This is a genomic window from Flavobacterium sp. CR10 (assembly GCF_055814415.1).
Window position 1 is genome coordinate 5,460,426 of the sequence record NZ_CP185985.1, and the last position, 20,894, is coordinate 5,481,319.

23 protein-coding genes are annotated in these 20,894 nt (G+C 33.8%); 12 read left to right on the forward strand and 11 right to left on the reverse strand.

The window, feature by feature from the left end:
• Nucleotides 1-20: 20 nt before the first annotated feature.
• Entirely contained in the window at nt 21-248 is a 228-nt protein-coding gene (locus tag ACNRYB_RS22950; RefSeq protein ID WP_008468034.1) for a hypothetical protein, read from the reverse strand.
• A gap of 69 nt (nt 249-317) precedes the next feature.
• Nucleotides 318-1,700 (reverse strand): MATE family efflux transporter, encoded by a 1,383-nt coding sequence (locus ACNRYB_RS22955; RefSeq protein WP_129745044.1) that lies wholly within the window; start codon nt 1,698-1,700, stop codon nt 318-320.
• A gap of 189 nt (nt 1,701-1,889) precedes the next feature.
• On the opposite strand from ACNRYB_RS22955, the gene ACNRYB_RS22960 reads away from it, so the two are divergent.
• Both ACNRYB_RS22960 and ACNRYB_RS22965 read left to right on the forward strand, forming a co-directional pair.
• Nucleotides 1,890-2,408 carry a hypothetical protein gene (locus ACNRYB_RS22960; RefSeq protein ID WP_343708062.1) on the forward strand — a complete coding sequence of 173 codons (519 nt, stop codon included), beginning with the start codon at nt 1,890-1,892 and terminating at the stop codon, nt 2,406-2,408.
• 165 nt (nt 2,409-2,573) lie between these two features.
• Nucleotides 2,574-3,509 carry a DUF6268 family outer membrane beta-barrel protein gene (locus tag ACNRYB_RS22965; protein WP_473728881.1) on the forward strand — a complete coding sequence of 312 codons (936 nt, stop codon included), beginning with the start codon at nt 2,574-2,576 and terminating at the stop codon, nt 3,507-3,509.
• Nucleotides 3,510-3,511: 2 nt separating this feature from the next.
• On the opposite strand, the gene ACNRYB_RS22970 is transcribed toward ACNRYB_RS22965, so the two are convergent.
• The 3 genes from ACNRYB_RS22970 to ACNRYB_RS22980 form a co-directional block, all read right to left on the reverse strand.
• Nucleotides 3,512-4,225 carry a LytR/AlgR family response regulator transcription factor gene (locus ACNRYB_RS22970; protein WP_473728882.1) on the reverse strand — a complete coding sequence of 238 codons (714 nt, stop codon included), beginning with the start codon at nt 4,223-4,225 and terminating at the stop codon, nt 3,512-3,514.
• A 207-nt stretch (nt 4,226-4,432) separates the two neighbouring features.
• Nucleotides 4,433-5,452 (reverse strand): sensor histidine kinase, encoded by a 1,020-nt coding sequence (locus ACNRYB_RS22975; protein ID WP_473728883.1) that lies wholly within the window; start codon nt 5,450-5,452, stop codon nt 4,433-4,435.
• Nucleotides 5,453-5,708: 256 nt separating this feature from the next.
• Nucleotides 5,709-6,587 (reverse strand): PPK2 family polyphosphate kinase, encoded by an 879-nt coding sequence (locus ACNRYB_RS22980; protein WP_473728884.1) that lies wholly within the window; start codon nt 6,585-6,587, stop codon nt 5,709-5,711.
• Nucleotides 6,588-6,680: 93 nt separating this feature from the next.
• Between ACNRYB_RS22980 and ACNRYB_RS22985 the strand changes: the two genes are divergently transcribed.
• The 9 genes from ACNRYB_RS22985 to ACNRYB_RS23025 all read left to right on the forward strand — a co-directional run bounded on the left by ACNRYB_RS22985 (nt 6,681) and on the right by ACNRYB_RS23025 (nt 14,615).
• A complete protein-coding gene (locus ACNRYB_RS22985) occupies nt 6,681-7,517 on the forward strand; it encodes a DUF6929 family protein (RefSeq protein WP_473728885.1) in 837 nt (278 codons plus the stop codon).
• 109 nt (nt 7,518-7,626) lie between these two features.
• Complete coding sequence (locus ACNRYB_RS22990) at nt 7,627-8,250, forward strand: hypothetical protein (RefSeq protein WP_129745032.1); 624 nt, start codon at nt 7,627-7,629, stop codon at nt 8,248-8,250.
• A gap of 192 nt (nt 8,251-8,442) precedes the next feature.
• Complete coding sequence (locus ACNRYB_RS22995; RefSeq protein WP_473728886.1) at nt 8,443-8,943, forward strand: RNA polymerase sigma factor; 501 nt, start codon at nt 8,443-8,445, stop codon at nt 8,941-8,943.
• A gap of 2 nt (nt 8,944-8,945) precedes the next feature.
• Nucleotides 8,946-9,917: a hypothetical protein gene (locus ACNRYB_RS23000; protein WP_473728887.1), complete on the forward strand. Its 972-nt coding sequence runs from the start codon at nt 8,946-8,948 to the stop codon at nt 9,915-9,917.
• Between the two features lie 70 nt (nt 9,918-9,987).
• The gene (locus ACNRYB_RS23005) at nt 9,988-12,108 is read left to right on the forward strand and encodes a vWA domain-containing protein (RefSeq protein WP_473728888.1); all 2,121 of its coding nucleotides are present in this window, start codon (nt 9,988-9,990) and stop codon (nt 12,106-12,108) included.
• Nucleotides 12,109-12,113: 5 nt separating this feature from the next.
• Nucleotides 12,114-12,473 (forward strand): hypothetical protein, encoded by a 360-nt coding sequence (locus ACNRYB_RS23010; protein ID WP_119792632.1) that lies wholly within the window; start codon nt 12,114-12,116, stop codon nt 12,471-12,473.
• 100 nt (nt 12,474-12,573) lie between these two features.
• Nucleotides 12,574-13,161 (forward strand): LURP-one-related family protein, encoded by a 588-nt coding sequence (locus ACNRYB_RS23015; RefSeq protein WP_129745024.1) that lies wholly within the window; start codon nt 12,574-12,576, stop codon nt 13,159-13,161.
• A gap of 114 nt (nt 13,162-13,275) precedes the next feature.
• Nucleotides 13,276-13,992 carry a 3-ketoacyl-ACP reductase gene (locus ACNRYB_RS23020; RefSeq protein ID WP_473728889.1) on the forward strand — a complete coding sequence of 239 codons (717 nt, stop codon included), beginning with the start codon at nt 13,276-13,278 and terminating at the stop codon, nt 13,990-13,992.
• Nucleotides 13,993-14,108: 116 nt separating this feature from the next.
• On the forward strand, nt 14,109-14,615 hold the full coding sequence (locus ACNRYB_RS23025) for a hypothetical protein (RefSeq protein ID WP_473730263.1): 507 nt from the start codon (nt 14,109-14,111) through the stop codon (nt 14,613-14,615).
• Between the two features lie 150 nt (nt 14,616-14,765).
• On the opposite strand, the gene mtaB is transcribed toward ACNRYB_RS23025, so the two are convergent.
• Nucleotides 14,766-16,100, reverse strand: a complete 1,335-nt coding sequence (gene mtaB / locus ACNRYB_RS23030) for a tRNA (N(6)-L-threonylcarbamoyladenosine(37)-C(2))-methylthiotransferase MtaB (protein ID WP_473728890.1) — start codon at nt 16,098-16,100, stop codon at nt 14,766-14,768.
• Nucleotides 16,101-16,588: 488 nt separating this feature from the next.
• On the opposite strand from mtaB, the gene ACNRYB_RS23035 reads away from it, so the two are divergent.
• Nucleotides 16,589-17,113 carry a hypothetical protein gene (locus ACNRYB_RS23035; protein ID WP_008468013.1) on the forward strand — a complete coding sequence of 175 codons (525 nt, stop codon included), beginning with the start codon at nt 16,589-16,591 and terminating at the stop codon, nt 17,111-17,113.
• A gap of 67 nt (nt 17,114-17,180) precedes the next feature.
• Here ACNRYB_RS23035 and ACNRYB_RS23040 read toward each other — a convergent pair whose 3' ends face one another.
• The 5 genes from ACNRYB_RS23040 to ACNRYB_RS23060 form a co-directional block, all read right to left on the reverse strand.
• Nucleotides 17,181-17,711, reverse strand: a complete 531-nt coding sequence (locus ACNRYB_RS23040) for a GNAT family N-acetyltransferase (protein WP_473728891.1) — start codon at nt 17,709-17,711, stop codon at nt 17,181-17,183.
• A 6-nt stretch (nt 17,712-17,717) separates the two neighbouring features.
• Entirely contained in the window at nt 17,718-18,521 is an 804-nt protein-coding gene (locus ACNRYB_RS23045; protein WP_473728892.1) for a Cof-type HAD-IIB family hydrolase, read from the reverse strand.
• Between the two features lie 75 nt (nt 18,522-18,596).
• Entirely contained in the window at nt 18,597-18,815 is a 219-nt protein-coding gene (locus ACNRYB_RS23050) for a putative signal transducing protein (protein WP_111363916.1), read from the reverse strand.
• A 121-nt stretch (nt 18,816-18,936) separates the two neighbouring features.
• The gene (locus ACNRYB_RS23055; protein ID WP_473728893.1) at nt 18,937-19,602 is read right to left on the reverse strand and encodes a DEAD/DEAH box helicase; all 666 of its coding nucleotides are present in this window, start codon (nt 19,600-19,602) and stop codon (nt 18,937-18,939) included.
• Between the two features lie 101 nt (nt 19,603-19,703).
• Complete coding sequence (locus ACNRYB_RS23060) at nt 19,704-20,867, reverse strand: sigma-54-dependent transcriptional regulator (RefSeq protein WP_129745008.1); 1,164 nt, start codon at nt 20,865-20,867, stop codon at nt 19,704-19,706.
• Nucleotides 20,868-20,894: the final 27 nt, after the last annotated feature.

Genomic DNA, 20,894 nt, shown 5'->3' on the forward strand with positions numbered 1-20,894 from the left:
GTGATTTTCAAAAAACACGATTACTCTTCGTAACGGTTTATTTCTCTATCATAAAACTCATTTGCCTTTTCAATTAAACTTTCCATTTCGGCGTTTAATTCTGCTTCATCCAAATCTTCAGGTTCTTCTAAAAATTCAACCTCATCATCTTTCAAATTGATAATAAATCTTGGATAATCTAGGTGGATGATAAAAATATCATCTGGGAAATCAGTGTTGTCTCCAAGTAAAAATTTAGGTAATTCCATATATTTATTTTTTAGTAATTGATTATTTATTGTTTTGCTAAAATCAGCCTTTTATTTTTTCAAATTTAATTATTCTGCATCTGAATTCTTAACCAATCTTTTTGTTAAGTAATGAAAACGAGCATACAAACAAATTGCAGCCGCAGTTAATCCAGCCAAAAGTCCGACCCAAACACCTTGAGCTTTCAATTCTGTGTGTTCTCCTAAATAATACGAAATAGGAAAACCAATAACCCAATAGGCTACAAAGGTAATGTACATAGGCACTTTTACATCTTGTAATCCGCGTAAAGCACCTAAAACCACAACTTGAATTCCGTCAGAAATCTGGAAAATCGCAGCTATTAAAAGCAGTTTTGATGCAATGGCAATTACTTCTTCATTATCCAAAATTTGTCCTGTATTTTCCATATTCAAGAAAATATAAGGCAGATAATCGTGGAAAACGATAAAGAAAATGGCAAAAACCGTTTCTAAGATTATAGCAAGAAGGAAAATAGAACGCGCTACAACAATCAGTTTTTTATAATCCATCAATCCTCTTTGATTACTTACACGAACCATAGAAGTTACGCTCAATCCCATTGCAAACATAAAAGTCATCGACGCCAAACTTAAAGCAATCTGATTTGCTGCCTGACTTGTTTTCCCGATATTTCCACAAAGCCAGATTGAAGCCGTAAATAAAACTACTTCAAAAAGCATCTGCATTGCAGAAGGAAATCCGATACTGATGATCTTTTTTATGGTTGTTTTTTTTATTTCATTAAAACTAAAACCTTTAAAAAAGCGTTTTAAATCGTCTCTTCGCGAAAGCATGATATGCATAAACATTACCAAAAAGATCCTAGAAATTACCGTTCCTAAAGCGGCACCGATAATTCCCATTTTTGGAAAAATCCAAATCCCATAAATTAAAACATAGTTTATACCAACGTGAAGAACGTTTGCCATTACCATGGCATACATAGAATATTTGGTTAACGACATTCCGTCTGCAAACTGCTTATATCCTTGGTACATTACCAACGGAATTAGAGAAAAAGCCACCCATCCTAAATAGGGTTTTGCCAACACAATTACATCTGCAGGTTGTTTCAGCAATTCCATAATGGGTTTTGCAAACATAATTACGGTAAAAAGCACCAATCCTAGAATTGTACAAAGAAATAATCCATGATGAAAAGCAGATCGAATTTTAGTATCATTTTTCTCTGCATCACCTTCGGCAACAATTGGCGTAATGGCTGTAGAAAAACCAATTCCTAAAGACATGGCGATAAAAATCATACTATTTCCAAGCGAAACTGCCGCCAATTCTGTACTTCCTATTTTACCAACCATTATATTATCGACAATACCAATTAAGGTATGTCCGACCATTCCTAAAATGACAGGATATGCAAGTCTTAAATTATACGAAAACTCTTTGGTGTACTGCTTTAAATTCACTTGTATTCAATTTTGTGCGCAAAGATACTCAGAAGCTTGGAATTCTATCCTATTAATAAAAATATATCCCAATTTTAAGACAAAAATAAGACGAACTCAATATTATGTAACGATTTTTAAAAATTGTATAACAAACTCCAAACGCCTTGCATATAATTTTACATCATAGAAATTTCAAAAATATAAGCCATGAAAAAATTACAGATGTTATGCCTAGCTGCGTTCACGTTTTTATTTGCCAACACAACTTTTGCTCAAGATAGCGAAGTCGAAAATTACGATCAGGGTTTTAGATTAGGAGTCGGTTTAAATGGAGGACTTCCAACCGATAACGATTATGACTGGTCTCTGGGTGGGGATGTACGTTTACAGTACGATCTTTCTAAAAAAACATCATTAACCTTAACAACGGGATTTACAAATTTATTTATGGGGAAAGATGAACTTGGAAATAACGTAAAAGATCTTGGATTCATTCCAGCAAAAGCAGGTTTTAAAGCTTTTGTCTTAAAAGATCAATTTTATGTTTTAGGAGAGCTGGGTGCTGGTTTTGCTGTAACAAACGGTTACGATAAAACTACCTTTTTATGGGCTCCAGGAATTGGTTATGCCAACAAGTACATCGATTTAAGTGTTCGTTACGAAGATTATCATGATTTTAGAACCAATCAAGTAGCATTGCGTGTTGCTTATGGTTTTAAACTATAAAAAATAGGTTTAATTTATTATTTTGTTTTTGGTAAAAATCCGACAGCTTATATAGTTGTCGGATTTTTTATTCTATACCGTTGGTCAAAAAAAAAGTGCTGGTAGTCAAATGATTTTTCGGGATTGATTTAGAACGTGGTAATTCGCAGAAAAATTAATCAAATCATGAACAAAACAATCTTTTATCTATCGCATCTTTTTCTTTTTTTATTGGCTACCCTAGCTGCACGTTCACAATCAGGAATTTCAGGTGAATTTAAACTCGATTATGTCCCATTTTCTAAATATGTACGGCCAATGGACAGCACAAAAACAAATGCAGAAAGTAATTTTAAAAGAGCACAGCTGGCTTTTGAAGTGCCATTGTCTTTAAAAATGGACAAATACGATCATCCAAAACTATGGTCGGTATTTTTTAATGCCAGTTATGCCAAAATGGAAAACAGGAATTACAACATTCAAGATCTTCCAGTAGAATTTCAAGGCGGATTTCCAGATGAATTGCTCAATACGCAAGTTGGAGTTAAACATTTGCGTTCTATTTCTTCTTCTTGGTCTTTATTAATAATGGCTTCTGTAGGTGTTTATACAGATATGGTCGAAATTAATAAAGATGATGTCCTGCTTCAAGGCGGAATTCTTTTTATCAAACAATTCAATCCTAAACTGGCTTTGGGTGCAGGTCCGGTCTTGACTAATAGTTTTGGTGTGCCGATGGTTCTTCCTGGAATTTATTTTAACTGGGAATCTACAGGAGCGCTGCATTTTAAAGTTGCTTTTCCAGAAGGCGCAGAAGTTGGCTATCGAATGTCTGATACGTTTGACTTAAAAGCAGTAGTAGAATTAAGCGGAATGACTGCCGAAACCAAAATTGGAAATAAATCTACCTTACTTGGATATCAACAGATAATTGCAGGCTTACGACCTCAGATGAAATTTGGAAAACACTGGACTTTAGAACCAACTGGAGGAACTACTCTGCTTCGAAGTTTTTCGACAACAAACCGAAAAATTAAAGAAATCTTTAAGGAAAAAGATATTGCAGATCCAAGATTCACCACCACCTTTTATGGAGCAATAGCCCTAAAATGGAAATTCTAGAGCTATCTGCTAAGTAAGTTTTTATAGACTACCTCTTTCAATAATTCCTCACGACGTGTTCTTGAAATAGGTAGTTCTTGTCCTTTTATAAATAAGCGTCCGCCAGAAATAGAATCTATATGCGTAACATTTACGAGAAATGATTTATGGATTCGAAAGAAAATTTCTTTTGGAAGTGTTTCTTCTAATGAAATCATAGTTTGATGAATAATCAGCACTTTATCTTTAAAATGAAGTTTAGCATAATTTTGCATTCCTTCGATATATAAAATGTCAATCCAAGAAATTTTCTGAAATCCTTCTTCCTGACGCACATATAAAAACGGATCCAATTGATTTTGTTTTGGCGAATTCAACATTTGATGCCATTGCTTTGCTTTTAATGAAGCCTGATAAAAACGCTGAAAAGTAATGGGCTTTAATAAATAATCTACAACTTGAAGTCGATATCCATCTAAAGCATGTTCTGAGTAAGCGGTTGTAAAAATCACCAATGGCGGATTTTCTAATGATTCTAAAAACTCTAATCCCGTAAGATAAGGCATATTGATATCTAAAAACATCAAATCGATCTGCTTTTCCTGAAGATAAGAAGTGGCTTCTAGAGTCGAAGCGCAAGTGCCAACAGTTTCGAGAAAATCAATTTTAGAAACAAAATCTGCTATTCCGTTTCTTGCTATAGGTTCATCATCGATAATGAGACATTTCATTTTCATAGTTTTTTTGTTTCTGGTAGATTTTTTCTTTAAAAATTTTCAAAATCATTTTAATCCTTTTAATCTGTGGCTAAAAATTTTAACCGCAAAGTTCACAAAGGTTTTACGCAAAGTTCGCAAAGTTTTAATTTTTGTAAAGAATGCTTAGAACACAAAGCATTGCAGATTTAAAATTCGTGCTAATTCGTGCAATTTGTGGCTAAAAAATCATTTTAAACCTAAAGTCACTGTAACTGTAAAATCAGAATCAGTTTTATGGATATCTAATTTGTGTTTTTCTGGATATTGTATTTCCAGTCTTTTCTTTACATTCTCTAAGCCTAATCCTTGATTTTTTGAAGGTATTTTATATCGCTCCGTATAAGAGTTTTCTATTTTAAAATTCAGCTGATGATTTATTTGCTCGCAAGATAAATGAACATATCCTTTTTGATTTGGAAGTCGGGAAACATGTTTGAAAGAATTTTCAATTAAAGGAACCAAAAGCAACGGTACAATCTGAAGCTGTCCATTTTCAATGCTCCATTTGCTTTTCACTTCCAATTCGTTTCCCCAACGAGTTTCTTCAACAGCAATTAAATCTTTAAGATATTTAATTTCAAGATGCAAAGGCACATATTCCTTATTGCATTCGTACAATTGATACCTCAAAATATCCGAAAACTGAACCAATAAATCTGAAGCTAGTTTTACATCGCTTTGCATTAGAATATGAATATGATTTAATACATTAAACATCAAATGCGGATTGATCTGATCTTGTAAAATCTTGATTTGAGCTTCTAAATGAACTTGCTGCAATTGTGCATGATTTTTTTCGATAACGCTGTGCTCCTGATAAAATCGAAGTCCACAAGCAGTACCGCAAATTAAAATCGCTGACGGAATGTTTCCATAAAATCGCGCCCATAAAAAATGAAGAGAATCCACATCTGCTGCTTCAGGATATGCTTTTCTTCTCATAACCGAATCAGAAAAAACAATATAAATCAATGACAGACAAAATGCCAAAAGCAGCACAACAATAACGCTTTGTACCGCAAACGAGTTCATTTTATTTTGTTTTAGCGCTTTTGGCAATATAACATCACTTAACACATGAGCTAAAACAGCAGAACATAACAAAACCAAGACGGCCTGAATCGTAGCGGTCGAAAAATCGTAATCTTCGATCATCTGCGCCCAAATCGTGATGCCTAATAAGCTCCAAAAAAAGACTAAAAACATCCAATGCCTATTTTTATTGATTGCAATCATCTATAAATAATTTGTTGAGAAATTTAACTTCAAAAGTAGTTCTATATTTTTTAAACAAACAGCAAAGTAGCATAAACCACAAGCGTTATTCAAATTAGTTTGACGAACTGCGTTTTTATTTTGACAAATGGAATTTAAAAGCAATATAAAATAACCCCGACAGTTTATTAAAAACTTATCGGGGTCAAAAAAATTATCTAATTGACTAATTATCTCAATTCTCTAATTATTTCTCTCCTAATTCTTTTTTATATAATTCTATATTTATAGCCGTTTTCTCGTCCAATTCAGGTTCTTTAATATCTGTGTGTTTTTTCATTTCTTCCCAGATAATTTTCGCTACAATATATCGTGACATTTCTTTGTCATCAGCAGGAACAATATACCATGGAGCATGTGGCGTAGAAGTTTTATTTATCGCTTCTTCATAATACTTCATATATTCATCCCAATAACCTCGCTCTTTCAAATCGCCTGGCGAAAATTTCCAATTGTGCTTTTCTTCTTCCAAACGGCGCAACAAACGTTGGCGCTGTTCTTCTTTGCTCAAATGCAGATAGAATTTCATTACGATTGTTCCGTTTTGGCAAATGTGTTTCTCAAAATTATTAATCTGTTCAATTCTGTTTTTCCAAAAATCAGGCGTAATATCATCTACAGAATTAATCTCTGGAAGGTTTTCAGCCAAAACATATTCAGGATGTACGCGTGTTACTAGAACATTTTCATAATGTGTTCTATTAAAAATAGCAAACTTTCCTTTTTCTGGAAGCGCAATATAATGACGCCACAAATAATCATGTTCCAGTTCTGCCGAAGTTGGTGTTTTAAAACTATGCACCACTACTCCACGCGGATTAAATTCTTTAAAAACTTCTCGAATCAAACTGTCTTTTCCCGAAGTATCCATTCCTTGCAGGCAAATCAAAACGCTATATTTGTTGTGCGCATACATTACGTCTTGCAAATCGCTCAATTTAGCTTGAACTTTATCTAGTTTTTCTTCTTTTTCGTCATCGTCAGCTTTTACATCTAATAAAGTTGGAATTTCTTTAAGCTTTATTTTATCTACAACTTTAAAATCTTTCGGGTCTATTGATTTCATATCTTTTTCATTTTTTGTCTTATAAATATAGTAATTTTACGAATTCCGATAGCTATCGGAACTGCTATTCATTGCAATAAAAAACAACATTTCATGGAAAAATTCACATTAGAAATATTATTTCAAATTATCGGAATCGGCTCGGCATCGGGATTATTTTACAATAACGATGCGATTTATGTAATTGGTGACAACAGCGGATTTCTTTACGAATACAATATGCAAAATCAGCAATTGAATCAGCATGCTTTGATTGACAATCCAACGCAGAATATTCCGAAAAACTTAAAACCCGATTTTGAGTCACTTACACATCATAATGATACGCTTTATGTTTTTGGTTCTGGTTCAACCGAAAACCGAAACAAAATGATTGAATTTGATTTGAAATCGAAAACTGTTTTACAAAAAAACAATTTAGTCGATCTATATGCTGTAATGCAGAATTTCGGAGAAATTAAACCAGAAGACTTTAATCTAGAAGGCGCTATTTTTGATGGCGAAAACTGGTATTTATTCAATCGCGGAAATGGCGTTTCAAACAAAAACACCATTTTTACCATTCACGCCAAAAATCTAGGAGAAGAATTTGCTCTAATTTCTGTTAATTACAAACTGCCAAAAATAAAAGGCGTTCGTTCCAGTTTTACAGATGCTGTTTTGGTCGACGATAAAATCTATTTCCTCTCAACTGCCGAAGACACTAAATCGACTTATGATGACGGAGAAATTCTAGGAAGTTTCATCGGAAGAATTGATGTAAAAACCATGAAAATAGATTTCACTCAAAAAATTACAGCAACCAATAAATTTGAAGGTCTGACTTTCTATAAAAAAGAAAACAACAAAATCGAATTTTTGCTTTGCGAAGATAATGATACAGAAGTTTTAGAAACGAAGATTTATAAATTGACTTTGCCGATTAAATAAAACTTAGCGAATCTCTCTGTCGCTTTGTGAATCTTTGCGAAAGAGCTATTAAACAAAGATTCACAAAGGTATTCGCAGAGAAACACAAAGGTTAAAAATACTCCCTTAAATGAAACAACTCTACAGAATTATATTCATCCTATTTTTTATCAGCCTTAAAATTTATTCTCAAACAGAAGAAGCAATAATTTACTTCAAAGATGGAGATTCTATTGAAGGATTTGCTTCTTTAAATTTCAACAAAATAAAATTTAAGGTTGCGCCCGAAGACAAGCCTGATACTTGGAATGAAGAGTTTGTTAAAAAAATCACGTTTCTTAATTTTAATGCTAGACGGACTTTTGAATATGTGAAATTAAATTCATTAGACAAGCCAAAACTGGTCGAGATCATTATTAAAGGAGAAGCTACCTTATATAAAAAATTTGGTTCAGATTTTAGTCTTCTCGATCAAATTTATAATCCTCATGATGAACGACCGGCAACTTACAATCCTCAAACCAATTCTTTTTCCCAACCAACTGAATCTTCTGAATTTTATTATGTCAAAAAACAAAAAGACAAATATCCAACATGTTTAAACTGCGGGATTGTAAACTCATGGCGAAAAAACACTTCGAAAGTTTTTGCCGACTGCGATTTTATCGTAAAAAAACTAAAAAGCGACAAATGGATTTTCGAAGACATTAAAGAAATTGTAGAATTTTATAATGATGTTTGCTTAGGAGAATAATTACGATAAGAAGCAAAGCAGTGCGTCTCTACGATAAAACCTTTGTAACTTTGAATCTTTGCAACTCTGAACCTAAAAAAAATATTTTAATATTTTTTTCACCCCCGTCCCAACCTTTTTATCTTTTTTACTCTCTATACAAGAAAGACAACAATTGTGATAAACGAGACTCAAATAGCAAACTGTAAAAAAATGCACCGCGATGCCCAGCGTCAGGTGTACGAATACATGGCGCCAAAGTTGTACCGCCTTTGCAAAAGATATTTAAAAAAGGAAGAGGAAATCGAAGAAGCTTTGGCCGATTCTTTCTTTACTATTTTCACCAAACTAGAACAGTTAAAAGAAGCTTATGCTTTTGAAGCTTGGGCAAGACGCATAACTGTAAATCATTGTTTGGCGATGATTAGAAAAGAAACCAACTTTAATATGTACTTAGACGATGTGAAATTGCTTTCGCAGCCTTCTGTCGACGAACTGAATACATTGGAAGAAGAAGATTTACTTAATTTATTAAACCATATTCCTGACGGCTGTAAAACTGTGTTTAACCTTTTTGTCATTGAAGGTTTCTCACACAAAGAAATAGCCGAAATGCTGAAGATTTCTGAAGGCACCTCAAAATCACAATTGAATGCCGCTAAGACCAAACTGAAAGAACTGGTTAACAAACTGTATTATCAAAAAGCAAAATAGTCATGGACAATCAAGATAGATTATTCGATAAAATAAAAGAAGCTTCGCAAAAAGCCGAGTTTCAAGACTTCCCAGGAATGGAAAAAGTCTGGGCGCGCGTAGAAGAAAAACTGGACAAAAAAGAAGACAAAAAAACAATAGCATTATGGAAAAAAATCGCAGTTGCAGCTTCTCTTCTATTATTGCTTTCTCTAGGCTTTCAGTTTTTACATTCTAATAAAGAAACCATAACAGAAACTCCAAAAGTAGTTTTGGAAGAAAAAAAATTAGAACAGCCTCAAACCGAAGAGCCTGTTTTAATTCAAAAAGATGCAACTCCATCTTCAGATTCTGGGATAGTTTCAAACGAAGAAGCGGTTAAAATTTTGGAGAATCAAACTAAAAACAAACAACGAGTTGCTGTTCAAGAAATAGCAGTTCCACAGGCAGAAGCTTTTCAGTCTGCTCCGACACCAAAAATTACGGCAGAAACGACAATGCCAGCTCAAACATTATTACATGAAACTTTTGAAGAAGAAGATAATGTTTCTTCAAAAAAAGAAGTGACTTCAGATATGGGCTATTCAGGTTATTCTCAAAGAGAATCTGCAAAAGTTGCCTATTCGGCCGCTCCAACGCAAAAAGCAAAAAAGAGTGCACCTTTAGTAATTCTTAACGGAAATGCAATGGCTCACAGCGACGATGCAAAAAAAGACAAAATGATGCGAGATGAGCTTCCAAATCTAAATCCAGAAAATGTAGATTCTCTTGTTGTCCTTGATGAACCTTTGTACATTATTGATGGAATTTACTATTCAGAAAATGATTTATTTGGCAAAAATCCAACAAGCCCATATGCGCCTTTAGACAAACAAGACATTAAAACCATAACCATTTTGCAAGACCTTGAAGCGACCGAAAAATATGGCGAAAGAGGCAAAAAAGGAGTTGTTATAATTACTACAAAAAACGGAAAACCAGCTCCGAAAAAATAATCTTATGCTTTGTCAAAGTCTGCAGCTTTGACAAAGCAAAACCCAAACATTAATTCTAAAACTTATTATCATGAAAAGTCTAAAACTTATTTCATCAGCCATTGCTATGCTTATATGTTTCGTAACCATAGCACAAGAAAGAACCATTTCTGGAATCGTTTCAGATGAAACAAAACAGCCACTTCCAGGTGTAACCGTTTTAAATCAGAACACAAAAACCAGTGTTTATACAAATTTTGATGGCCAATACAGTATTCAAGCAAAAACAGGTGACATGTTGGTTATCAGTTTCATTGGATATAAAAGCCAAAGTCAAAAGGTTCAAAATTCAAATACAATTAATATCAAACTTCTTCCAGATAATCAGACATTAAACGAAGTTGTAGTGGTTGGTTATGGTGTCCAAAAAAAATCAATGCTAACCGGTTCTGTCTCGGAACGCAAAGGAAAAAGAGCAAAAGTTCAAGCTGAAAGTAATTCCCTTTACGCTCCAAGTCCAACTGTTTCTATTCGAGCAAATGAATCAGTTTCTCCAAAAAATGAACCAATGTACATTATTGACGGAGTTCCAGCAAAAGCCAATCAAATGGCAAAAATAAATCCGAATGATATCGATAATGTTTCGGTTTTAAAAGACCAAGCTGCGACTTCAATTTATGGAAGCAAAGCTTCAAACGGTGTTGTGGTTATTTCAACTAAAAATGAAATCTATAAAAACCTTTCTGAAAAAGAACTGGATAAAAAATTAAACATTATGCCAATTCCAACAGAACCAACTCAGGAAGATTATGATGCTTTTGTTGAAAATACTTTCGAAAGTCCAAAAACAGCTCCGCTTTCTACATTTTCTATAGATGTTGATAATGCTTCTTATACCAATATCAGACGTTTTTTAAACAATGGCCAGCAAGTCCCTAAAGATGCGGTTCGTGTAGAAGAAATGGTAAATTTCTTTAAATACACTTATCCGCAGCCAAAAAATGAACATCCGTTTTCTATCAATACAGAAGTGAGCGACTCGCCTTGGAATAAAAACAACAAAATCTTAAAGATTGGTTTGCAAGGAAAAAACATTCCAACTAATGATTTACCTGCTTCAAATCTTGTTTTCCTAATTGATGTTTCGGGTTCAATGAGCGACATGAATAAATTGCCTTTATTGAAACAATCTTTAAAAATATTGGTAAATGAATTACGCGCAAAAGATAAAGTTGCCATTGTAGTGTACGCGGGTGCGGCAGGAATGGTTTTACCTCCAACTTCTGGAGATGAGAAAAAAACAATTATTGATGCTTTGGATAAATTACAATCTGGAGGAAGTACAGCTGGAGGAGCAGGAATTGAACTGGCTTATAAAACGGCAACTGAAAATTTTATTAAAGGCGGAAACAATCGTGTAATTCTAGCAACGGACGGAGATTTCAATGTCGGAAGTTCTTCTAATTCAGATATGGAAAAACTCATTGAAGAAAAAAGAAAAACAGGCGTTTTCTTGACTTGTCTAGGTTACGGAATGGGGAATTACAAAGACAGCAAAATGGAAATCTTGGCCGATAAAGGAAACGGAAACTACGCTTATATCGATAACATTCAGGAAGCCAATCGCTTTTTAGGAAAAGAATTCAAAGGTTCGATGTTTGCTATCGCGAAAGATGTAAAAATTCAGATCGAATTTAATCCGAAACAAGTTCAAGCGTATCGTTTGATTGGTTATGAAAACAGAAAATTACGTCCAGAAGATTTTAAAAATGATGCGATTGATGCGGGTGAATTGGGAAGCAATCATACGGTAACGGCTTTGTATGAAATTATTCCTGCTGGTGTAAAAAGTGATTATTTAGCTGAACAGCCAGATCCTTTAAAATACACTAAAACTGAAACCAGTTCAAACAATTACAGCAACGAATTGGCAACTATAAAATTCCGTTACAAAAAACCTGATGGCGATAAAAGTATTGAAATGGTTCAGGTAATCGAGAACAAATCGGTTGCTTTGGATAAAGCGAGCGATGATATGAAATTTAGTTCTGCCGTAGCTTGGTTTGGTTTGAAATTAAGAGATTCAAAATTAATTGCAGACAAGTCTTCTGAAGAAATTGTAAAATTGGCGAAGCAAGGAAATTCAAATGATGGCGAAGGTTACAAAGCTGAGTTTATTCGTTTGGTTGAAACTTCTAAACAGTATAATTAATAAACATGAGAGCAATAAAATTTCTTTCATTCCTTTTTCTGATAAGCTATATAGCAAAGGCTCAGGATAAAACAGCTTCCAAGGTAGAAAAAGACACGATTCAAGAAACAAAAAAACTAACCATTAGTGATTCCAAGCAAGTTCAGCCAGCTAAAGTAATTATATGCGGACCTAACAGAGCTTCACTCATTCAAGTTTTATATGTTTTGGACGGAAAAATCATTGATAAAGAAAAGATTAGCAAAATTAAACCCGATGCTATTGAGTCTATGAAAGCATTACAACCAAATGAAGCTAAATTAATTTATGGAGACCAAGGAGCAAATGGTGCGATTGTCATAATTAGTAAAAAGAAGGCAGATTAAAGATGGTTTATTGAAGTTCTTTGTCTGATTGGGCAATTAGCAATTAATAAATATTGTATTACATTTGCGGCTTTATTTCTAAAACTTATTTTACACACGTATGAATCCTATTTTAAGCCAAAATCTATTTTTAGTAAAAGAACATGTTGGAATGTTCAAAGCCGCAAACAACTACGATATCTATCATCCAGAAACCAATCAAATCATCATGAACTGCCGAGAGAACAATCTTGGCTTCTTCACAAAAGTATTTCGTTTTACAGATTACAAAAGAGCAACTCCGTTTAATGTTGAAATTACAACTGCCTCTGGAGAAAAGTTAATTACAGTAAGAAGAGGTGTTGCCATCTTTAGATCTACTGTTGAAGTATTAGACGAAAAAGATCGTTTGATTGGAACTTTCAAACAGAAATTCTTTTCAATCGGAGGAAAATTTAACATCCTAGATAAAAATGAAAAACCTGTGGCTACTTTGCAAGGAAAATGGACTGGCTGGGATTTTAAATTCTCACACGAAAACAAGCAATTGGCACAAGTAAGTAAAAAATGGGCAGGATTAGGAAAAGAGTTTTTTACAAGTGCCGACAATTATGTGCTTCAAATTGAAGAAACAGTTGCTGCTGACAGTCCGTTGAGACAATTGATTTTAGGAGCTGTCATGTGTATTGATATGGTTCTGAAAGAATAACAAAAAGTTGTTAAACTTAGATTAAGAATACCTTTTAAAGCATCATTTTAGTTTTCAAAAGCTTATTTTTGTAAGACTTAAAATGATGCTTTCTGCATTTCTAAAAACACAATCATGACTGACTTAAAAAATAAAAATGCCTTTATTACCGGCGCAGGAAAAGGAATTGGAAAAGCTGTAGCAATTGCTTTGGCAAAAGAAGGTGTAAACCTAATTTTGGTTTCAAGAACTCAAAATGATATTGATCAGCTTGCTGCAGAAACTGCAAAACTTGGCGTAAAAACATTGGCGCTGTCTGCTGATGTTTCTGATATTAATTCTACCAATTCTGCCGTTGAAAAAGCTATCGCTGAATTTAAACACATCGATATTTTAATCAATAGCGCTGGAATTGCTTCTTTTGGAAAATTCTTAGAATTGGAGCCAGAAGCTTGGGAAAGAATTATTCAGGTGAATTTAATGGGAACTTATTACACTACTCGTGCCGTTATCCCTAACATGATCGAAAGACAAACTGGAGATATTATCAATATTTCGTCAACTGCCGGATTAAACGGAAATGCATTAACAAGCGCTTACAGTGCTTCTAAATTTGCGGTTTTAGGTTTAACCGATTCTTTGATGCAGGAAATGAGAAAACACAATATTCGTGTTACGGCGCTAACGCCAAGTACTGTTGCTACTGACATGGCAAAAGACTTAAACTTAACTGACGGAAACCCAGAAAAAGTAATGCAGTCTGAGGATATGGCAGATTTAATTATTGCACAGTTAAAATTAAACCGAAGAGTGTTTATCAAAAACAGCAGTATTTGGTCTACTAATCCTTAAAAAATAAATTACAACATTTAAATTCCAAATTCCAATCTCATAGCATTTGGAATTTGGGATTTGATTTTTGAAGTTTAGTGTTTGGAATTTAATTATTGGAATTTTAAAAAAACATGATGGAACAATATTTAAGACAATTGGTCGAAATAGAATTTCAGGATAAAAAAGAAATCTTCAGCGGGTTTTTAATTGATTATTCTGATGATTGGATTTTGCTTCGAAATAATCCTGTAGATTTTGTTTTGGATGGTTTTGTTATCCTGAGAAATAAAAATATTGAAGCCGTAAACCGAGATCATGATCTAGCTTTTACAGAAAAAGTAATTCGTTTGAAGGGATTAAAAATTAATTCTGATGATATTATCCCAATCAAAGATTTAGCTTCAATTATTAATTACGTTTCCCAGAAATATGGCATTTTTCAAATTGCCAAAAAATCATCTAAATCTGCTTACTTAGGAAAACTAATAACATTAAATGATCAAGAGCTAACCATAGATTTCTTAGACACAAGAGGTCAATTTGGAGGAGAACTAGGCTTTAATCCGGAAAAAATTCGAGTTATAGAATTTGATACTGATTATATTAATTCTTTGAAATTGGTTGTTCAGGATAATGAGTAATTTATAAAAACAGAAAAGCCTCTAATAAGAGGCTTTTTTTGTCATTCCGAGGAACGAGGAATCACACTTGTAATTCCATATGCTATAATTGTCAATCTTTGTCGAGTTTCGAGTGTGATTCCTCGTTCCTCGGAATGACAAACTTTATCTTTAAGCTTCCGCCAGTTTATTCAAAAACTCAATGCGAACACTTCCGTCTTCGTCTATTTTTGTTAAGTTGATTTCTTGCAAAGTATTTACCAATTCTGGATTCCATGGCGTTTTTACTTTTACGTAATTTTCAGTAAATCCGTGAATGTATCCTTCTTTATTTTCACTTTCAAAAAGAACCGTTCTGTTGGTTCCTAATTGGCTTTCGTAAAAAGCTCGGCGTTTTTTAACTGACAAACCTCGAAGCATTTTACTGCGTTTAGCGCGAACATTTGAAGGAACTACGCCTTCCATTTCTGCTGCTTCTGTATTGTCTCTTTCTGAATAAGTAAAAACGTGCAGATAAGAAATATCCAAATCATTTAAGAAATGATAGGTTTCTAAGAAATGCTCATCTGTTTCTCCAGGAAAACCTACAATAACATCAACACCAATGCAAGCATGAGGCATTACTTCGCGAATTTTAGCAACGCGCTCCGTGTATACTTCTCGTAAATAACGGCGTTTCATTAATTTCAAAATATCATTGCTTCCTGATTGCAGCGGAATATGAAAATGCGGTACAAAAGTTCGGCTTTTAGAAACAAATTCAATTGTTTCGTTTTTCAATAAATTTGGTTCAATAGACGAAATTCTCAAACGCTCAATTCCTTCTACTTTATCCAAAGCCTGAACTAAATCCAGAAAAGTATGTTCATGCTTTTTGTTTCCGAACTCTCCTTTTCCGTAATCACCAATATTTACACCGGTTAAAACAATTTCACGAATATTCTGTGCAGAAATTTCTTTGGCATTTTTCAATACATTTTCTAAAGCATCGCTTCTCGAAATTCCTCTTGCCAACGGAATTGTACAATAGGTACATTTATAATCGCAACCATCTTGAACTTTCAAAAATGCTCTTGTACGATCTCCAATAGAATAACTTCCTACGTAGAAATCGGCTTCGGCAATTTCGCACGAGTGAACTTCACCCATATCGTTTTTGCTCAAATCATGGATATAGTCTGTGATTTTGAATTTTTCTGTAGCTCCCAAAACCAAATCAACTCCATCAACTGAGGCTAATTCTTCTGGTTTCAATTGCGCATAACAGCCAACAGCGGCAACAAAAGCTTTATCGTTAAGCTTCATGGCTTTCTTGACAACCTGTTTAAATTGTTTATCGGCATTTTCTGTTACAGAGCAGGTATTAATCACATAGATATCTGCAACATCTTCAAAATCGACGCGGTCAAAACCTTCGTCATTAAAACTTCTGGCAATTGTAGAGGTTTCTGAAAAATTCAGTTTACAACCCAGCGTATAAAAGGCAACTTTTTTTCTATTTTCCATAATTTGTCTTAAATTAATGAAATCGTTGTCAAAAAATTTAAGGTTGCAAATTTACAAACAATATTCATCAAAAGAAAGCAATTAATGCACTTCGAATCAATAATTTGAAGTAATATTAATTTTAGAAACATTTAAAAGTTAACCTTTTTTGTTTTATTTTTAAAAAGTAAAATTTTTCAATTTATCCGATTTTAGCATTCAGATAAGAATAAAATGACAAAATAATCGACTAAATGCAATTTTCATCGATTAAATACATTTTTATCGATTTTAAATTCAAAATTTCTTACATTTACCATTGTTATGAATCCAGTTGCCAATAAATTCATATTAAAGAATTTTAATAAGCTTTAATTAATTTAATAATAATTCGGGCATAACAATTTTGAATTTTACTCGTTATGTTGTTGTTTTGTGTTACAAAATGAAATGGGAAAGCCGAAAACCAAAGAGAGTAGGCAAAATTATAATAACAAATACCACGCTTTATGAAAGCATTTTTACCCACAATCTGCTTGATGTTCTTAACCCTATTTAGTTCGCAAGCGCAAACTAATGCTCCAGCCGCAAATGCAAATCCATTTCCTACTATTAGCACATTGACGACTTGGGCAAGCTTTAACTCACAACAGCAATTTGATGTTGCTATTCGTGCAGTTGGGTTTAAGTTTGAAGTTAAAGAACCAGGTGAAGGATCTACAGCTTATACCTACATTCGTAAAGTAACTGTTAACGATGTAAACTATACGGATAGAATTGTATACAGAATTACCAATAATAATTCTGCAAGTATTATTTCTTTAGTAACTGCTTCTACTGACTTGGTTAGTTTATACACACCGCAATTAGCAAGTTTTAAGAACAACAACTGTAAAACGGAAATGTCTAAAGACAAAAACACAACTTGCAGCTGTTACGAAAGTGCAAATTTTGCAATCGATCTTTGCGACGAGCGTGTAAAATTAACTATGGGTGACGGAAATAAATACTTTGTTTCTGTAGCTAAAAAATAATTATAACTCTGATTTGTTTCCAAATCTTTACTGACTTTTAAGTATGTAAAGATTTGGAACACATTTCTTAGTTTGAGTTTGGATTTTTAAGTTCGTACCAAACTTCTAATTCTTCTTGATATTCGAAAGAATTCACAAAATGAAAACCTAGTTTTTCTAAAATCTTTCTAGAATTTTCGTTTCCAGCATCTGCATAAGCATAAAGCACTTCTACTTTCATTTCGTTAAAAGCACGATCAATAAAAGCCTTTCCTGCTTCTGTTGCATAACCTTTTCCCCAATGTTTTTCGATAAAACGATATCCTAACTCATAAAAGTTTTTGTGGTTATTGATTTCATCTGTAATAAACTTAATTCCAGACCAGCCAATAAATTCATTCGTTTCTTTCAAAACAACTGCCCATCGGCCTGTTCCATGATCTTTATATTGTTTTTGAACAAACTTGATATATTCAATGCTTTCTTCAATATGTTTTACAGGCCTATTTCCCACAAACAAATGCACATTCGGATTAGAGTCCAATTCGTACATTCCTTCTGCATCTGAAAGCTCAAGTGGCCTTAAAATAAGACGTTCCGTTTCTATTTGATTCTTCATTTTAGTTTAGTTTAAAATAAAACGATTTACAACCTCAGCAACACCATCATCGTTATTTGAAGCTACGATTAAATCTGCTTTGTCACGCAATTCTGGCGTTACATTATCAACCCAAACTCCTAAACCGGCATATTCGATCATCGTTAAGTCATTTCCGGCATTACCGACGGCGATAATTTCGCTTTGGTGAATTCCTAATTTATCAGCCAAAAACTTCAAACTTGCCGCTTTATCAATGCCTTGTTGCGCCGCTTCTAAGAAAAATGGCTTTGACATAGAAACACTTAAATGAGGCATAGCTTCTTTTAAATCATTTTCTAACGTTTTTAAATACGCCGGATCTTGCAACAAAATACATTTAACCGCTGGTCTGTCTACATAATCTTTAAAGCTTGAAACTTTATGATGCGCCATTCCAGTAATTTCTTTTTCTACTTCTATAAACTCAGAATCTGTTTCGCTAATGATTTGATCATCTAAATAGGTAATGATATGTGCATTTTTCTTCGCACTATAATCATACAACGCATGAATTTGCTCTACAGTCAATTTCTGCTCAAACAAAACCAAATCGTCTTTAACACGGCTGATTATTGCCCCATTAAACGAAATCATATACGAATCGTTCAAATCCAGTTCCAACTCTTTTGCGTAAGCTGTCATTGCAGTAGTCGGTCTTCCTGAAGCCAAAACTACATAAACACCTTTTGCCTGAGCTTCTAATATTACTTTTTTATTTAAATCTGAAATTCTATGATCGTCTGTCAACAAGGTATCATCCATGTCGAGCACTAACATTTTGTATTGCATATTTTTATAGTTTTCAGTCGCAGTCGCAGTTTACAGTTAGAATACTGTAAACTGCGACTGTAAACTGCGACTTTTTTAAAGGCTCATTCTAAAATTTTCTATAACAGGATTTGCTTTTGCAAAATCAGTTTCTTGAATAAAAACCTCAACTGCCAAATCTGTCTGGCCAAAACCTCCTAAACGTGCCGATTGAATATTATCTTTTTTAACTGTTTCTACTCCAGCTTCCTCTAATCTTTCCTGCAAAGCAATTGCTAATACTTCACTTCCCGAAAACACTTTCATTAATCCCATGACACTTTATTTTTATTCTAATACTATTAAGTTTGCAGTCACAGTTTTCAGTTAAACTATGATTAATTAATAAAAAATCCCATTTTTCAATTACTGAGACTGAAAACTGGGACTGATTTCTTTATTCCTCTTCTTCAATATCGTCTTCGTCTTCATCAAGTTCCTCTTCACCTTCTTCATCCATATCAAACAAATAAGGTTCGATCATGATTTTGTCTGCCAAAATTTCAATTCTTTCTGTCAGAGTTTCTGTAAAAATAATTCTCTGCACTTTGGCAATACTGTTTGAAATACGAGTGATTTTAGCATCGTGACGCAATTTCAGAATCGGATCGGTATCGTCTATGATAAACATTTTAAGACGATTTACGTTGTAACCCGCCGTGCTGAACATATCGTTTAATTTGGTTGGAGTTCCAATTAAAACATCAATTCCTGTAGAAACGTAATTTTTATCGTAATCCATATCACCTTTGTCGTGCACTCCATAAACTTCGAGATTAGTATACTTTCCAAACTTCTCGAAAAGTTCGACCATCTCAGTCATTTTCTCTTTATCTTCAACAATAATTAAAGCACGAGGCGATTCTTCTGTTTTTCCTGCCAATTGCTGAATTACATTCAATACAATTGCAGTAGTTTTTCCAGTTCCTTTTGGCGAAACAATTACGCAGTCAGCACCACTTTTTATGGTCGAAAAAGTTTCCATCTGTAAAGCATTGGCTTCTGTCAGACCATTTTCAATTAAACCGTCTTGTAATTTCTCGTTTATCTTTTTTAATTTCATTTTTTTTGAGCTTTAGGCTTTAGGCAATAAGCTTTAGGCCAAAATTATTTTGTTTTTTTTAGCCTAAAGCCTAAAGCTTAAAGCTTATTGCGCGAAGCATCTTACTTGCTTGCGAACATTTTTACATCTGTTTCAGAGATTTCGTTTCCTCCTAAAATGATTAATCTTTCTACCACATTTCGAAGTTCGCGAATGTTTCCTGTCCAGTCATACTCCTGTAATAATTTTATGGCTTGCGCCGAAAATGATTTAACCGCATTTCCTTGTTCTGAAGCTATTTTCTCCGTAAAATGAGAAATCAAAGCCGGAATATCATCGCGTCTTTCATTCAATGGCGGTACTTTAATTAAAATTACTGCCAAACGATGGTATAAATCTTCACGGAAACGTCCTTCTGCAATTTCTGTTTTTAAATCTTTATTGGTTGCAGCAACGACACGGACATCCACTTTTATGTCTTTATCAGCACCAACTCTAGTAATCATGTTTTCCTGAAGCGCACGCAAAACTTTGGCTTGCGCCGAAAGGCTCATATCTCCAATTTCATCCAAGAAAATAGTCCCTTTATCAGCAGCTTCAAATTTTCCTGCACGATCTTTTACTGCCGATGTAAAAGCACCTTTTACGTGTCCGAATAATTCACTTTCGATTAATTCGCTTGGAATCGCCGCGCAGTTAACCTCGATCAAAGGAAAACTAGAACGCTCACTTTTTTCGTGCAATTGATGCGCCACTAATTCTTTTCCAGTTCCGTTTGGACCTGTAATTAAAACTCTGGCTTCGGTTGGAGCAACTTTATCAATCATCACTTTTATATGATTAATCGATTCGCTGTCACCAATCATTTCGTAGTTCTTACTAACTTTTTTCTTTAGGATTTTATTTTCAACTACTAATTGTTTTTTGTCTAAAGCATTACGAACTGTATTCAGCAAACGGTTCAAATCTGGCGGTTTCGAGATGTAATCAAAAGCTCCTAAACGCATGGTTTGAATAGCCGTTTCCATGTCGCCGTGCCCCGAAATCATTACCATCGGAATTTCTGGTTTTATCTTTTTCACTTCTTCTAAAACCTCAACACCGTCCATTTTTGGCATTTTGATATCGCACAAAACCAAATCGTAATCGTTGTTTTTTATTTTTTCAAGTCCCGCAACTCCATCTTCAGCTTCATCAACCTGATACGAATCATTTTCTTCCGATAAAATTTTTACCAAAACTCTTCTGATTGCTGCTTCGTCTTCTACAATTAGTATTTTACTCATTCTTTTTAAAGATACTAAGATACTAAG